At 72.7% G+C, this 14,471-nt stretch carries 14 protein-coding genes; 8 read left to right on the top strand and 6 right to left on the bottom strand.

Going from position 1 to position 14,471, the window contains the following annotated elements:
- Positions 1–87: 87 nt before the first annotated feature.
- Together QFZ74_RS14040 and QFZ74_RS14045 are read left to right on the top strand one after the other, a co-directional pair.
- The gene (locus tag QFZ74_RS14040) at positions 88–1,032 is read left to right on the top strand and encodes a glucosyl-3-phosphoglycerate synthase (protein ID WP_307621162.1); all 945 of its coding nucleotides are present in this window, start codon (positions 88–90) and stop codon (positions 1,030–1,032) included.
- A gap of 60 nt (positions 1,033–1,092) precedes the next feature.
- Positions 1,093–2,502 (top strand): trehalose-6-phosphate synthase, encoded by a 1,410-nt coding sequence (locus tag QFZ74_RS14045; protein ID WP_307621163.1) that lies wholly within the window; start codon positions 1,093–1,095, stop codon positions 2,500–2,502.
- Between the two features lie 242 nt (positions 2,503–2,744).
- On the opposite strand, the gene otsB is transcribed toward QFZ74_RS14045, so the two are convergent.
- The 3 genes from otsB to QFZ74_RS14060 form a co-directional block, all read right to left on the bottom strand.
- Positions 2,745–3,611 carry a trehalose-phosphatase gene (otsB, locus tag QFZ74_RS14050; protein ID WP_307621164.1) on the bottom strand — a complete coding sequence of 289 codons (867 nt, stop codon included), beginning with the start codon at positions 3,609–3,611 and terminating at the stop codon, positions 2,745–2,747.
- A gap of 270 nt (positions 3,612–3,881) precedes the next feature.
- Positions 3,882–4,133: a DUF3263 domain-containing protein gene (locus tag QFZ74_RS14055; RefSeq protein ID WP_307621165.1), complete on the bottom strand. Its 252-nt coding sequence runs from the start codon at positions 4,131–4,133 to the stop codon at positions 3,882–3,884.
- Positions 4,134–4,168: 35 nt separating this feature from the next.
- A complete protein-coding gene (locus QFZ74_RS14060) occupies positions 4,169–5,443 on the bottom strand; it encodes an extracellular solute-binding protein (RefSeq protein ID WP_307624148.1) in 1,275 nt (424 codons plus the stop codon).
- Between the two features lie 139 nt (positions 5,444–5,582).
- Between QFZ74_RS14060 and QFZ74_RS14065 the strand changes: the two genes are divergently transcribed.
- The 3 genes from QFZ74_RS14065 (at position 5,583) to QFZ74_RS14075 (ending at position 8,754) form a co-directional block, all read left to right on the top strand.
- Positions 5,583–6,527, top strand: a complete 945-nt coding sequence (locus QFZ74_RS14065) for an ROK family protein (protein ID WP_307621166.1) — start codon at positions 5,583–5,585, stop codon at positions 6,525–6,527.
- Positions 6,527–7,705 carry an N-acetylglucosamine-6-phosphate deacetylase gene (gene nagA / locus QFZ74_RS14070; protein WP_307621167.1) on the top strand — a complete coding sequence of 393 codons (1,179 nt, stop codon included), beginning with the start codon at positions 6,527–6,529 and terminating at the stop codon, positions 7,703–7,705. The genes QFZ74_RS14065 and nagA overlap by 1 nt, the downstream gene beginning before the upstream one ends.
- 119 nt (positions 7,706–7,824) lie before the next feature.
- Positions 7,825–8,754: a 1-phosphofructokinase family hexose kinase gene (locus tag QFZ74_RS14075; RefSeq protein ID WP_307621168.1), complete on the top strand. Its 930-nt coding sequence runs from the start codon at positions 7,825–7,827 to the stop codon at positions 8,752–8,754.
- A 12-nt stretch (positions 8,755–8,766) separates the two neighbouring features.
- Here the strand turns inward: QFZ74_RS14075 and QFZ74_RS14080 are convergent, their stop codons facing one another.
- Entirely contained in the window at positions 8,767–9,684 is a 918-nt protein-coding gene (locus QFZ74_RS14080) for a CBM35 domain-containing protein (RefSeq protein WP_307621169.1), read from the bottom strand.
- A 117-nt stretch (positions 9,685–9,801) separates the two neighbouring features.
- A complete protein-coding gene (gene cdgB, locus QFZ74_RS14085; RefSeq protein WP_307621170.1) occupies positions 9,802–11,463 on the bottom strand; it encodes a diguanylate cyclase CdgB in 1,662 nt (553 codons plus the stop codon).
- A gap of 329 nt (positions 11,464–11,792) precedes the next feature.
- On the opposite strand from cdgB, the gene QFZ74_RS14090 reads away from it, so the two are divergent.
- Entirely contained in the window at positions 11,793–12,404 is a 612-nt protein-coding gene (locus QFZ74_RS14090; RefSeq protein WP_373462383.1) for a flavin reductase family protein, read from the top strand.
- A 25-nt stretch (positions 12,405–12,429) separates the two neighbouring features.
- Here the strand turns inward: QFZ74_RS14090 and arfB are convergent, their stop codons facing one another.
- A complete protein-coding gene (arfB, locus tag QFZ74_RS14095) occupies positions 12,430–12,867 on the bottom strand; it encodes an alternative ribosome rescue aminoacyl-tRNA hydrolase ArfB (protein ID WP_307621171.1) in 438 nt (145 codons plus the stop codon).
- Positions 12,868–13,058: 191 nt separating this feature from the next.
- Between arfB and QFZ74_RS14100 the strand changes: the two genes are divergently transcribed.
- The gene (locus QFZ74_RS14100) at positions 13,059–13,634 is read left to right on the top strand and encodes a TerD family protein (RefSeq protein ID WP_307621172.1); all 576 of its coding nucleotides are present in this window, start codon (positions 13,059–13,061) and stop codon (positions 13,632–13,634) included.
- Between the two features lie 132 nt (positions 13,635–13,766).
- Complete coding sequence (locus QFZ74_RS14105; RefSeq protein WP_307621173.1) at positions 13,767–14,291, top strand: GNAT family N-acetyltransferase; 525 nt, start codon at positions 13,767–13,769, stop codon at positions 14,289–14,291.
- The last annotated feature ends 180 nt before the right edge of the window (positions 14,292–14,471 follow it).

Below are 14,471 nucleotides of genomic sequence, written 5' to 3' on the forward strand. Positions count from 1 at the left end.
TGAGATAGTCGTCCGAACCGCGAGATGGATCGCTATGGATCAATGAGATCACCAGGGGGTGATCACGAAAGTGAGGAGGCGCGCACCGTGCTGGAAGAAGTCGAGCGCTGGCTGAGCACCCGCTCCTGGGCCGCGAGCGACCGCCCGCTCCGCCACCTCCTGGCGGCGAAGCAGCGCACGGGCCAGACGGTGTCCGTCGTGCTGCCCGCGCTCAACGAGGAGGAGACGGTCGGCGACATCGTCGCCGTGATCCGGCACGACCTCATGGAACAGGTCCCGCTCGTCGACGAGATCGTCGTCGTGGACTCGGGGTCGACCGACCGCACCTCGGAGGTGGCGGCCGAGGCCGGGGCCCGGGTCGTGCACCGCGACGAGATCCTGCCGCGCATACCCGCCGTCCCGGGCAAGGGCGAGGTGCTGTGGCGCTCCCTGCTGGTCACCGGCGGGGACATCGTCTGCTTCATCGACGCCGACCTGAAGGAGTTCTCCTCCGAGTTCGTCTCGGGGATCGTGGGCCCGCTGCTGACCGAGCCGGACGTGGGCCTGGTCAAGGCGATGTACGACCGTCCGCTCGGCTCGGCTGCCGGGCAGGGCGGCCGGGTCACCGAGCTGATGGCCCGTCCGCTGCTGAACCTGCACTGGCCGCAGCTGGCCGGTTTCGTGCAGCCGCTCGGCGGCGAGTACGCGGCGCGCCGCTCGCTGCTCGAACAGCTGCCGTTCCCCGTGGGGTACGGGGTGGAGCTGGGCATGCTGGTCGACGCCCTGCACCTGGCCGGCCTCGACGCGCTGGCCCAGGTGGACGTCGGGGTGCGCAAGCACCGGCACCAGGACGGGCAGGCGCTGGGCCGGATGGCCGCCGCGATCTACCGGACCGCGCAGCTGCGGCTGGCCCGCGGGCATCTCGTCCGTCCCGCGCTCACCCAGTTCGAGCGGGGCGAGGAGGGCTTCGAGCCGCGCACCTACTCGGTGGACACCGAGGAGCGGCCGCCGATGGTGGAGATCGCGGAGTACGCCTCGCGCCAGGTGGCCTGATCGCCGACGAGCGGCCGTATACGAGTTTGAGGGTTTACGGGCCGGGCTAGGTTGACGCGTATGGCTTCAACGCACGGTGCCGAGGTGCTGGTCGCGTCCAACCGCGGCCCGGTTTCGTACACGCTCGAGGAGGACGGCTCGCTGCGGGCCAGGCGGGGCGGGGGCGGACTGGTCTCCGGCCTCTCCACGATCGGGCCGGACGCGGACGCGCTGTGGGTGTGCGCCGCGCTGAGCGAGGGCGACCGCGAGGCGGTGCGGCGCGGGGTGTCCGAACCCGGCGTACGGATGCTGGACATCGACGCGGCGGTGTACGACGACGCGTACAACGGCATCGCCAACTCGGTGCTGTGGTTCGTGCACCACATGCTCTACCAGACCCCGCTGGAGCCCGTCTTCGACGCGGAGTTCCGGCGGCAGTGGGCGTCGTACGAGGCCTACAACCGGGCGTTCGCCGAGGCGCTGGCCGAGGAGGCGGCCGAGGGGGCGGCGGTCCTCGTGCAGGACTACCACCTGGCGCTGGTCCCCCGGATGCTGCGGCGGCTGCGTCCCGATCTGCGCATCGGCCACTTCTCGCACACCCCGTGGGCGCCGCCGGACTACTTCCGGATGCTGCCCGACGACATCGCGGCCGAGCTGCTCGGCGGGATCCTCGGCGCGGACCGGGCCGCCTTCCTCACGCACCGCTGGGCGGACGCGTTCACCGACTGCTGCCACGCCGTCCTCGGCCCCGGCATCCCCTCGGGCACCCGGATCGGAGTGCATGGGCTGGGCGCGGACGCGGAGTTCCTGCGCGAGCGGGCGCACCGGCCGGACGTGATCGAGCGGATGGCGGCGCTGCGGGCGGAGATCGGCGAGGGGCGGAAGGCGATCGTCCGGGTGGACCGGACCGAGCTGTCGAAGAACATCGTGCGCGGGCTGCTGGCGTACCGGCGGCTGCTGGAGGACCACCCCGAGTGGCGCGGGCGGGTGGTGCACGTCGCCTTCGCCTACCCCTCGCGGCAGGACCTGGCGGTGTACCGCAGGTACACGGACGAGGTGCAGCGGGTCGCGGACGAGATCAACGCCGAGTACGGGACGCCGGGTTGGACCCCGGTCGTGCTGCACGTCAAGGACGACTTCGCGCGCTCGCTGGCCGCGTACCGGATGGCGGACGTGGCGCTGGTGAACCCGATCCGGGACGGCATGAACCTGGTCGCCAAGGAGGTGCCGGTCGTCTCCGACGAGGGGTGCGTGCTGGTGCTGTCGCGGGAGGCCGGGGCGCACGAGGAACTGGGCGAGGACGCGATCACCGTCAACCCGTACGACGTCCAGGGCACGGCGGACGCGCTGCACCGGGCGCTCGGCATGCCGGCCGGCGAGCGGGCGGAGCGGACCAAGCGGCTGGCCGCCGCGGCGACCGCACTGCCGCCGGCCCAGTGGTTCCTGGACCAGCTGCAGGCGCTGCAGGACGACGGCAGTCAGCCCAGCTGACCGGCGAGCGGCTGCGGCTTGCGGATTGCGGATTGCGGATTGCGGATTGCGGCTTGCGGCTTGCGGCTTGCGGCTTGCGGCTTGCGGCTTGCGCAGGCGTACGCCACGCATGCCCTCGACGCCGGGCCGGTCAGCCCAGCTCATCCACCAGCGCCTTGAGCAGGCGTACGTCCCTTTCCGGCCAGAGCCCCCACGGGTCGACGGCCGGCGGCCACCCCACCTGCCGCATGCCTCGCCGCCGGTCAGCTCAACTGATCCGCCAGCGCCGCGAGCAGGCGTACGACTCCTGCCGGGCCGTCCACCACCAGGTCGGCGCGTTCGGCGAGTTCGGCCACCTCGGAGCTGCCGCTGCACACGAGCAGTCCGGGGACGCCGTCGGAGCGGAGCTTGTCGACGGCGGCGTAGGCGGGGAGGTCGCCGAGGTCGTCGCCGGCGTACAGGACGCACTCGGCGCCGATCTCGCGGGCGTACTCCAGCAGGGCGACGCCCTTGTCCATGCCGGGCGGGCGCAGTTCGAGGACCATACGGCCCGGCTCGACGATCAGGCCGTGCCGGGCGGCGAGGTCGGCGAGCGGTCCGCGCAGCGCCTCGAAGGCTGCCTGCGGGTCCTCGGCGCGGCGGGTGTGGACGGCGACGGCGCGCCCCTTCTCCTCGATCCAGGTGCCGTGCCAGGCGCCGATGCGGTCGAGGAAGCCGGGCAGTTCGGCGCGCACGGAGGCGACGCCGGGGTGCGGGGCGGGGGCGCTGACGGTGCTGGTGACGGCGTCCCAGCGCTCGGCGCCGTAGTGGCCGAGGACGACGAGGTGCTCCAGGCCCGGCACGCCCGCGAAGCCGCCGTTGCGCACGGCGACCCCGGCCGGGCGGCCGGTGACCACGGCGACGGAGGCCACCTTCGGGGCGAGCGCGGCGAGTGCTGGTACGGCGTCGGGGTGGGCGCGGGCCTGGTCGGGGTCGGCCACGATCGGCGCCAGCGTCCCGTCGAAGTCGAGCCCGATCACCGCGCGCCGCGGCCTGGCGAGCAGGGCCGCGAGGCCCTCCCGCCCTGCCTGGGTCACCGGTGTGGGCAACGGGTCCTTGCGGCCGGTCGAGTCCGTCGTATGGCTACCCATACGCCGACCCTATCCACCCCGAGCCCCACACACGCATGCCACGACGGGACTGGCCCGTGCCGGGCCGAGTGACGCCTGCCCGGCTGCGGCACCTCTGCCGGGAGGCGGCTTCCGCGCTGCGCGATCCGCACCGGCGGTCTGCCCTCGGCGTCCGGGCCGGGCGGGAGACTTCCGGACGCGAGGACCCGGGATCGCGGCGCGCGTCGGCGCTCGGGGCGGTGGGGCGGGCCGAGTGACGCGGACCCGGCTCCGCGCTGCACGCGTCCCGCGTCAGCGTTCCTCGCGGCGCTTGTGGCGGATGCGGCGTAGGCGGTTGATCGTGACCGGGTCGTGGGCGAGGGCGCGTTCGTCGTCCAGGAGGGCGTTGAGGAGTTGGTAGTAGCGGACCGGGGCCAGGCCCAGTTCCTCGCGTATCGCCCGCTCCTTGGCGCCGGGGCCCGCGAAGCCCCGGCGTTCCAGGGCGAGGATGTCCCGTTCGCGCCGGGGGAGGTCCCGCGGCCGGTGCCCTTCGTCCCGTTCCATGTCCTGAACGGTAACGCCGGGCACCGACAGCCGGCTCAGGACGCCGGGGCCGAGGCGCCGCGCGAGCGGCTGTCCGCGGCGGACGCGTCCGCCTGGAGGTCGCTGAGGACGGCGGCCGGGCCGGCCTTCGGGCCGACCGCGCGGCCGATGTTCTTCTTGATCTCGGCGCTGGTGTCCGCCCAGCTGGTCTTGCCCGCCGGGTAGAACGCGGCGATGGAGAGCTGGTCGAGGAAGGGGCGCAGGGCCTTGTCCTGAGGGGCGACGGACATGGCGTCGGAGCCCGCGATGGTGACCGGCAGCAGGCCGGAGCGGCGGGAGAAGTCCAGGACGTTCTTCTCGCTGTAGACGAAGTCCAGGAAGTCGCCGACCTGCGCGGTGTGGTCGTCCTCCTGCTTGAAGGCCATCATCCAGTCGCAGACGCCCAGCGTCGCCGCGGCCTTCCCGGTGCGCCCCGGCATGGGCACGGTGCCGAACTTCACGCCGTGCGCGGCGGCCTGCCGCATCAGCCCGGGGTGTCCGTCGATCATGCCGACCTGGCCCTTGGCGAAGGCGGCGAAGGCGTCGGCGCGGTTGAGCTCGCCCGGCGCGACGGGACCGGTCAGCCCCTTGCCGACCAGGTTGTCCTTGAGCCAGGTGAGGGTCCGGACGTTCTGCGGGGCGTCGATCGCGTAGGTGCCGATGTCGTTGGTGTAGCCCGGGCTGCCGCCGCCGAGCAGCCACTGGAGGGTCTCGGCCTGGGCCTCCTCGGGGCCGAGCGGCAGCGCGTACGGGTAGGGCACACCCTGGCCCTTGAGCGCCTCGGCGTCGGCGGCCAGGTCGTTCCAGTCGGTGGGCGGGGTGATGCCGGCCTTGCTGAAGAGGGACTTGTTGTAGAAGAGCACGCGGGTGGAGGCGGCGAACGGGAGGCCGTACTGCGCGTGGTCCACCTCACCCGCCGCGGCGAGCTGGGGCAGGAAGTCGGCCTGCACGGGGATGGACAGCAGGTCGGAGACGGGGTACAGCTTGCCCGTGGCCGCGTAGTCCGCGTACGAGCCGATCTGTGCGAGGTCGGGGGCCTCGCCGGCGTCGACCATCTCCCGGACCTTGCGGTCGACCTCGTTCCAGGAGTAGACGCTCACATCGACCGTGACGCCGGGGTGCTTGGCCTGGTACTCACGGGCCAGGTGGTCCCAGTACTTCCTGGTGCTGTTGGCGGGCGAGTCGCCATAGTCGGCGGCGACCAGTCTGAGGGTCACATCGGACGACGCGTCCGCGCTGCCGCAGCCCGTGAGGCCCACCGTCATGCCGAGCGCGGACACCGCCGCGATCATTCCTGCCCTGCGTCGAGCCACCGTTGCCGCCCCACCCTGCTTTTCTTTACGACTAAACCAAAGGCACTCTAAAGGTCTGCACCAAGAACGCCAAGAAAGTGGACTAGACCTCTTCGGGTCGGCGGTCCACACTGTCCCCGTGAGACATGTCATCGCTCTCGACGTGGGCGGCACGGGGACGAAGGCCGCCCTGATCGGTCCGGGCGGCGAACCGCTGCACCAGGACCGGCGGCCGACCGGACGCGAGCACGGACCCGACGCGGTGGTCGACGGCATCCTCCAATTCGCCGGTGACCTGAGCGCGTTGGGCGCGGAGCGGTTCGGCGAGCCACCGGCCGCCGTCGGCGCGGCGGTGCCCGGCATCGTCGACGAGGTCCGCGGCGTCGCCGTCTACTCGGCCAACCTGGGCTGGCGCGACGTCCCCCTGCGCGACCTGCTCGGCGAGCGGCTCGGCGTGCCGGTGGCCCTCGGCCACGACGTACGCACCGGCGGGCTCGCCGAGGGCCGCATCGGCGCCGCCAGGGACGCGAGCCGCTTCCTGTTCGTCGCGCTCGGCACCGGGATCGCCGGCGCCATCGGCGTGGACGCCCGGGTCGAGGCGGGCGCGCACGGCTTCGCGGGCGAGATCGGCCACATCGTCGTACGCCCCCGGGGCGCCCCGTGCCCGTGCGGTCAGCGCGGCTGCCTGGAGCGGTACGCGTCCGCCGCCGCGGTCGGCGAGGCGTGGGCGCGGGCCTGCGGGGACCCGGAGGCGGACGCGGCCGACTGCGCGCGGGCCGCCGCCTCCGGCGACGCCGACGCCGTACGGGTCTGGGGCGAGGCCGTCGACGCGCTCGCCGACGGGCTGGTCACCGCGCTCACCCTGCTGGACCCGGGCACGCTCGTGATCGGCGGCGGGCTGGCCGAGGCGGGCGAGACCCTGTTCACCCCGCTGCGCGAAGCCGTCCGGCGGCGCGTCACCTTCCAGCGGGTCCCGTCGATCGTCCCCGCGGCCCTCGGGGACGGCGCCGGCTGTCTGGGCGCGGGCCTCCTCGCCCGGGATCTCCTGACCCGTACTTCTACGACCGCGGAGGTAACCCCCTGATGGCCATCGAGCGAGAGCGCCGCACCCCGGGCGAGGACGCCCCGTGGATCCTGACCGGCGCTCAGGTGGTGCTGCCCACGGGGGTCGTGCCGGGCGGGCAGGTGATCGTCGACGGCAGCCGCATCGCGGACAGCGCCCCGCCGGGCGCCGCGACCCTCGACGTCAGCGGGCACTGGCTGGTCCCCGGCTTCGTCGACCTGCACAACCACGGCGGGGGCGGGGCCTCGTTCAGCTCGGGCACCGCCGAGGAGGTCCTGCACGGCATCCGCACCCACCGCCGTCACGGCACCACCACCCTGGTCGCCTCCACCGTCACCGACGACATGGACATCCTGGCCGCCCAGGCGGGCCTGCTCTCCGAACTGGCCGAGCAGGGAGACCTCGCCGGCATCCACTTCGAGGGGCCGTTCATCTCCCCGTGCCGCAAGGGCGCGCACGCCGAGCGCCTGCTGCGCGACCCGGACCCGGCGCTGGTGCGCAAGCTGATCGACGCGGCGCGCGGCCAGGCCCGGATGGTCACCCTCGCCACCGAACTGCCGGGCGGCATCGACTCCGTACGGCTGCTGGCGGAGCTCGGGGTCATCGCCGCCGTCGGGCACACGGACGCGACGTACGAGCAGACGGTGGCGGCGATCGACGCGGGCGCGACGGTGGCGACGCACCTGTTCAACGCCATGCCGCCGCTCGGCCACCGCTCCCCCGGCCCGATCGCCGCCCTCCTCCAGGACGAGCGGGTCACCGTCGAGCTGATCAACGACGGCACCCATCTGCACCCGGCCGCGCTGGAGCTGGCGTTCCGTCACAAGGGCGCGGAGCGGGTCGCGTTCATCACCGACGCGATGGACGCGGCCGGCGCCGGGGACGGCCGCTATCTGCTCGGCCCGCTGGAGGTCGAGGTCCGAGGCGGCGTGGCGCGGCTGGTGGACGGCGGCTCCATCGCGGGCTCGACGCTGACGCTGGACCGCGCCTTCCAGCGGGCGGTGACCGTCGACGGGCTCGCGGTCGAGGAGGCGGTGGCCGCGCTCTCCGCCACCCCGGCCCGGCTGCTGGGACTGGACGACCGCGTGGGCTCGCTGGAGCCCGGCAAGGACGCCGACCTGGTGCTCCTCGACGAGCACTTCGGCCTCAAGGGCGTGCTGCGGCACGGGAGATGGGTGGTCGATCCCCAACTGACCTGATCCGTACCCCTTCCGGGACACGGTGGCCGATCCTGGGTCTGGGCCGGTCGCCGTGTCTTTGGCATGATCGGGGCCCGAACGCGCGGCAAAGCGCACGCAATCCAGGGAGGTCGGACCGGGTGATCCTCACGGTCACACTGAACACCGCTCTCGACCTCACCTATCGGGTGCGCGCCCTGCGGCCCCACACCACGCACCGCGTCACCGAGGTCGTCGAGCGGCCGGGCGGCAAGGGCGTGAACGTGGCCCGGGTGCTCGCGGCGCTCGGCCACGCGGTGACCGTCACCGGGTTCGCGGGCGGCGGCACGGGCCGGGCGCTGCGGGAGGGTCTGAGCGGGATCTCCGGAGTGGTCGACGCGCTGGTGCCGGTCGTCGGCGCGACGCGGCGGACGGTGGCGATCGTGGACGAGCGCACCGGCGACACCACCCAGCTCAACGAGCCCGGACCGCAGATCGCCCCGGCCGAGTGGGCCGCCTTCCAGCGGACGTACGAGGATCTCCTCGGCCCGGCCTCGGCGGTGGCGCTGTGCGGCAGCCTGCCGCCGGGCGTGCCGGTCGGCGCGTACGCGGGACTGGTGCGGACCGCGCGGGCGGCCGGGGTCCCGGTGCTGCTGGACACCAGTGGGGAGCCGCTGCGGCGCGGGGTCGCTGCGCGCCCGGACATCGTGAAGCCGAACGCCGGGGAACTGGCCGAACTCACCGGATCCCACGAGCCGTTGGGCGCGACGCAGGACGCGCGGCGCCGGGGTGCGCACGCCGTGGTGGCGTCGCTGGGCGCGGAGGGTCTGGTGGCCCGTACCCCGGAGGGCCGCTGGCGGGCCGTCCCGCCCGGCCGGGTGCGCGGCAACCCGACGGGGGCCGGCGACTCGGCGGTGGCGGGACTGCTGTCGGGCCTGGTGGAACGCCTGTCCTGGCCCGACCGGCTGATCCGCGCGGTCGCGCTGTCGGCGGCGACCGTGCTGACGCCCACGGCGGGCGAGTTCGACCAGGCGGCCTACGAGGAACTGCTGGGCCGGGTCGCGGTGACCGGCGAGGTCAGCGCGGCCTGACCCCGCCCGGGGTCAGGACTTGGGCCAGCCCTTCACCAGCCAGAGCCGGTCGATGAGGGCGTCGCACTGGTTGCCCTGCTCGCAGGAGAGCTTGATGGTGTTGGTGCCCTTGTTGAGCTGGACGTAGTTGTAGGTCTTCGTCCAGCCCTTGGCGTAGTCGCCCGCGGGGGCCTGCGCCCAGTTCTTCAGGTTGACCGGCGTGGTGGAGGGCGTGCCGTTGACCGAGAGGGTGGCGGTGGCGTCCGTGCCGGGGACGCTGTAGCCGACGTACACCGTGTACTTGCCGGACTTGGGGATGCCGTTGACGTTCCAGGTGAGCGAGGCGCCGGGCGCGTTGAAGCCGTTGACATAGGTGCCGCCCTCGGCCTGGGCGCCCTTGACGTCGGAGGCGGGGACCGCGCCGCCGCCCAGGGTCAGCGCCTTGGCGTCGGCCTTCGGCAGCTTGTCGGGCGCCTTGGCGCCGGTGGGATCGCTCGGCTCGTCGCTCTGCGACTGCGCCGCCGGCGTGGTCGGCTGGTCGCCGGCATCGTCGCTGTCGGAGTTGCCGTTGAGCATGGCCACGCTGATGCCGATGACGACCGCGGCGACCACCGCGATGGCGCCGATCAGCAGACCCTTGGTGTTGGGGCCGCGGCCACGGCCGGCGCCCCGCCCGCCGCCCGGCATCGGCTGGTGGGCCGTCGGGGCGCCACCCGGCATCGTCTCCGGAGCCTGGTAGTGCGCGTTCGGCTGGCCGAAGGCGCCCTGCTGCTGCGGGACGGACTGCTGGCCGTACTGGCGCTCGCCGACCGCCCGCACCCTGCTGACCGCGTTCGGGTAGCCGTAGCCGCTGGACGGCGGCTGGGCTCCTCTGGCCTGCCCGTCGGCGTACAGATAGCCGAACGGGTCCTCGTCCTCGGGCGTGCTCGCGCCGTTGTTGCCGGGCGTCATCCCTAGGTACTCCTCAACAGTGCGGGCCGATGCGTTGTACGTGCGGAAGGGCGAGCCTACCCGCTCTCCGTGGCCCAAACGGGTGACCCAGATCGCTTCAGCCCGCTGACCTGCGGATCATCCGGCGCGACGATGTTGTTTGGGACGAGATCGTTTCTCGACGTACATCCGCTCGTCAGCGGATTTCAACACTTCGTCGGCCGTCATGCCGCAGTGCGCCCAGCCGATGCCGAAGCTGGCGCCCACCCGGACGGCCCGGCCCTCGGCCTGGATCGGCTGGATGATCTCGCCGCGCAGCCGTACGGCGAGATCCTGGGCGTCGGCCTTGCCGAGCCCGTCGGCGAGGATCACGAACTCGTCGCCGCCGAGCCGGGCGACCGTGTCGCCGTCCCGTACGGCCCGCGACAGGCGCCGGGCCACCTCGATGAGGACCGCGTCGCCCGCGTTGTGCCCGAAGCGGTCGTTGATCGACTTGAAGCCGTCGAGGTCGCAGAAGAGCACCGCGAGGCCCTTGGTGCCGTCGTCGCGGTCGCCCGCGGGGGCGACCACGTGCACATGGTGGTCGAAAGTGTCGTACGTCTCCGGGCCGGACGCGAAGTCGAAGCCGTGGCCGTCGGCGGTGTGGACGGGATGGACGGGGTGCCCGTAGGCGGCGTCCAGGGTGTCGACCGCGCCGGCGAGGGCAGCGCGGCGGCAGATGCGGCCCGACAGGCGCGCGCGCAGTTCGGCGGAGTTCGGCAGGCCGGTGAGGGAGTCGTGGGAGGCGCGGTGGGCGAGCTGGAGCTCGCGGCGCTTGCGCTCCTCTATGTCCTCGACGTGGGTGAGCAGGAAGCGGGGCCCGTCGGCGGCGTCGGCGACGACGCTGTTGCGCAGGGAGACCCAGACGTAGCTGCCGTCGCGGCGGGCGAGGCGCAGCTCGGCGCGGCCGCCCTCGGCGGAGGTACGGAGCAGGGTGCTCACGTCCTCGGGGTGGACCAGGTCGGAGAAGGAGTAGCGGCGCATCGCGGCGGCGGGGCGGCCGAGGAGCCGGCACAGGGCGTCGTTGGTCCTCAGGATCCGGCCGTGCTGGTCGCCGCCCATCTCGGCGATCGCCATGCCGGAGGGGGCGTACTCGAAGGCCTGGCGGAAGCTTTCCTCGCTGGCACGCAGGGCCTGCTGGTCCCGCTCCAGGCGGACCAGGGCGCGCTGCATGTTGGCGCGCAGACGGGCGTTGCTGATCGCGATCGCGGCCTGGAAGGCGTACATCTGGAGCGCCTCGCGCCCCCAGGCGCCGGGGCGCCGGCCGTTGCGCGGGCGGTCCACGGACAGCACGCCGAGCAGTTCGCCGCAGGTGCCGCCCTGGCCACCCGGGGTGTACATGGGTGCGTAGAGCCGGTCGGCGGGGTGCCACTCGTCCTCGAAGCGGGGCGCGGGCCCGTCGGTGTACCACTGGGGGACGTCGTCCTCGGCGAGCACCCAGCCCTCGGTGTGCGGGATGAACCGCAGGTCGCCCCAGGCCTCGCCCATGGTCAGGCGGCGCTCCCAGGAGGCGCGGGAGCCGACCCGGCCGGTGATGAGGGACTCGGCGGCGGAGTTGCCGGCGAACGCGGCGACGACGAGGTCGCCGTCGTGGCGGACGAGGTTGACGCAGGCGATCTCGTAGCCGAGGGCGTCGACGACGCCGTTGGCGACGGTCTGCAGCGTGTCCGCCAGGCTGCGTGCCGTGTTCATGTCCGCCATGACCTGGTGCAGCTGCCGCAGGGAATCAAGACGGACGTAGGGCTCCGACTCGGTCTCCATGCTCGCCCTCCCCCCGAGACCTCGCAGCGAATCAAGGGTTCTCTTCGGCGCTGGTGTCCGGTGGTGCAGTCGCGGTGTTCAGGTTCCCCGCCACTGAATCACAGCGCGCTGCCCACTCGGTACACAGGGTCAACAATTCATGGCTCTTGTGACTCAAGTCACAGCAGAACATGAACAATTGAGGGGAGATTCTGCATTTTCCTGCCCATTCTCCGAACGCAGAATTTGCGCGTGTGCGGACTTTCCGTGCGCTCGTTCCCTGGGCCTAGGACCCGTCTCGGCCAGAGGCCCGATGCGGTTCCCTCGGCCCGGGGATTAGCGTTTTCGGCGTGCTGAACCCTTCCGCTTCCCTCCCCGCTCCCCCTGCCGTGGCCTCCCTCGCGCAGGGGGACGCGCCCTCCGGGCATGCTGTGGGGGTGAGCAACGACAAGTTCCGGGCCGCCATGTCCCGGCTGGCCGGGGGCGTGGTCCTGGTGACCGCGCAGGAGCCGCCGCTGGACCCGGACGACCCGGGGGCACCGGCCGGCGAGGACGCCGGCATGACCGCGACCGCCTTCATGTCGGTCTCGCTGGACCCGCCCCTGGTCCTGGTCAGCCTGCGGGAGGGCTCCCGCATGGACGATCTGCTCGCCGAGCAGCCCCTGTGGGCCGTCTCCGTCCTGTCCGAGAACCAGCGCCAGATCGCGGGCCGCTTCGCCATGAAGGGCCGCATCAGCGACCGCCTGCTCTTCGCGGACATCCCCTACGTCCGCGGCGAGGCCTCCGGCGCCCCTCTGGTGGACGGCGCGCTGGCCACCCTGGAGTGCCGCACGGAACAGCGGGTGCCGGCGGGCGACCACACCCTGGTCATCGGCCACGTCCTCACCGCCGGCCTGCCGAGCGGCAGCGCGGATGGTGGCCCGCTGCTGTACTTCCGCGGGCGCTACCGGCAGTTGAGCTGAGCCCCCGCCTGAGCAGTCACCGGGCTCAGCCCCAGTCCCGGCCCGAGCGGCCCCTCTTGGTGTCGGAGCGCTGCTTCTTCTCGCGCAGGCGGCGCTCGTTGATGCCGCGGGGGATGCGGGTGGCCCGGCGCGGCTTGGGTGGGGGCGCGGTCGCCTCGGCGAGCAGCGCCGCGAGGCGTACGGCGGCGGTCTCGCGGTTGCGCCACTGGGAGCGGTGCTCGGAGGCGCGGACGGTGACGACGCCGTCGACGAGCCGCCCGCTCAGCCGCTCCAGCGCGCGCCGCTTCCACACCTCGGGCAGCGCCTCGCTCCGCGCGAGGTCGAACCGCAGCTCCACCTGCGAGTCACTGGTGTTGACGTGCTGTCCGCCGGGCCCGGAGGACCGGGAGAAGCGCCACATGAGCTCGGCCTCGGGGAGCGAGACGGAGCCGCGGATGACGTGGGGACCGGACATGTCGTCCATGGTCCCGCATCACCGTGTCCCGTGTCGCCCCGTTATCCACCCGGGAGCCGCACGGGTAAAAAAGGTAAAGGAACCCGGAACCCGAAGGACCCCCGTCGGCGTTGTGCCGGGTGAAGGTAGCTTCGTCCCCAGTGCGAAGCCCGTACGTATCGAACGATGTGCGTACACAACGAGGGAAGGAACTCCCAACAATGGCTGTAAGCCTGTCCAAGGGTGGCAACGTCTCGCTCACCAAGGAGGCTCCGGGCCTGACCGCCGTCACCGTGGGCCTCGGCTGGGACGTCCGCTCCACCACCGGCACGGACTTCGACCTCGACGCCTCCGCCATCGCGGTCAACGGTCAGGGCAAGGTCGCCTCGGACGCCCACTTCGTCTTCTTCAACAACAAGCAGACCCCGGACAGCACGATCGTCCACACCGGCGACAACCGCACCGGCGAGGGCGCCGGCGACGACGAGGCGATCAACGTCAACCTCGCCGCCCTGCCCGCCGACATCGAGAAGGTCGTCTTCCCGGTCTCCATCTACGACGCCGAGAACCGCGGCCAGAACTTCGGCCAGGTCCGCAACGCCTACATCCGCATCGTCAACCAGGCCGGCGGCTCCGAGATCGCCCGCTACGACCTCTCCGAGGACGCCGCCACCGAGACCGCCATGATCTTCGGCGAGCTCTACCGCAACGGCGCCGAGTGGAAGTTCCGCGCGGTCGGCCAGGGCTACGCCTCCGGCCTGGTCGGCATCGCCCAGGACTTCGGCGTCAACGTCTGAGTCGCCGTATGACGCCCGCACCCCCGGCCACCGGGAACCGGCCGGGGGCTTCGGGCCGCCCGAGGCGGAGCGGACCGCCCGCAGGACGTCAGCTCCCGTCCGAAGAACGGGTGTTCGCCTTACCGTGCCCCCGTGATTCTCCAGCCCCTCACCGTCGCCCCCGGTCACGACATCCCGGCCCCGCTCCTCACCGAGCTCACCGCCCTCTACGCCTCCAACCGGGCCTTCCATGCCCTCAGCGGCGACTTCCCGGACCCGGACGACGTGACGCCCCAGCAGGTGGCCGTGGCGCTGGCCGGCGAACTGGCGCACCCCGGCGCGGAGGTGCTGCTGGCGCGCAGCATGGGCATGAGGCGGCTGGTCGGCGTGGTGATCACGCTGAGCCGGCATCCCGATCCCGCCGACCCCGATCCCTGGATCGGGCTGCTGATGGTGGACACGGCCGTGCAGCGGCAGGGATACGGACGGCGCATCGCCGAGGCCGTCGAGGACCGCTTCCGCGCGCAGGGCCGCAGCGCCGTACGCCTCGCCGTGCTCGACGACAACACCCAGGGTCTCGCCTTCTGGACCGCCCTCGGCTACGAGGCCATCGGCCATCGCACGGACCGTCAGCTCGGCCGCCCCTGCTCCGTGTTGCGCAAGACCACGATCATGTAAATTCTTGACGACGCTCTGTCAAACTCCGGTCGTGGATGCCACTCTCTTCTCGCTCGCCGCAACCTGTGCATCCCCTTTGCCCGTCTGAGCCTCACCCAAGAGGCCAGTCAAGAGGAGACCGAGTGAGACAGCAGGCCCGCTCCACCCGCACTTCCCGCACGACCGCCGTACGCGCCGCCG

The organism is Streptomyces sp. V3I7 (genome assembly GCF_030817495.1).
In the GTDB taxonomy this organism is placed as follows: Bacteria; Actinomycetota; Actinomycetes; order Streptomycetales; family Streptomycetaceae; genus Streptomyces.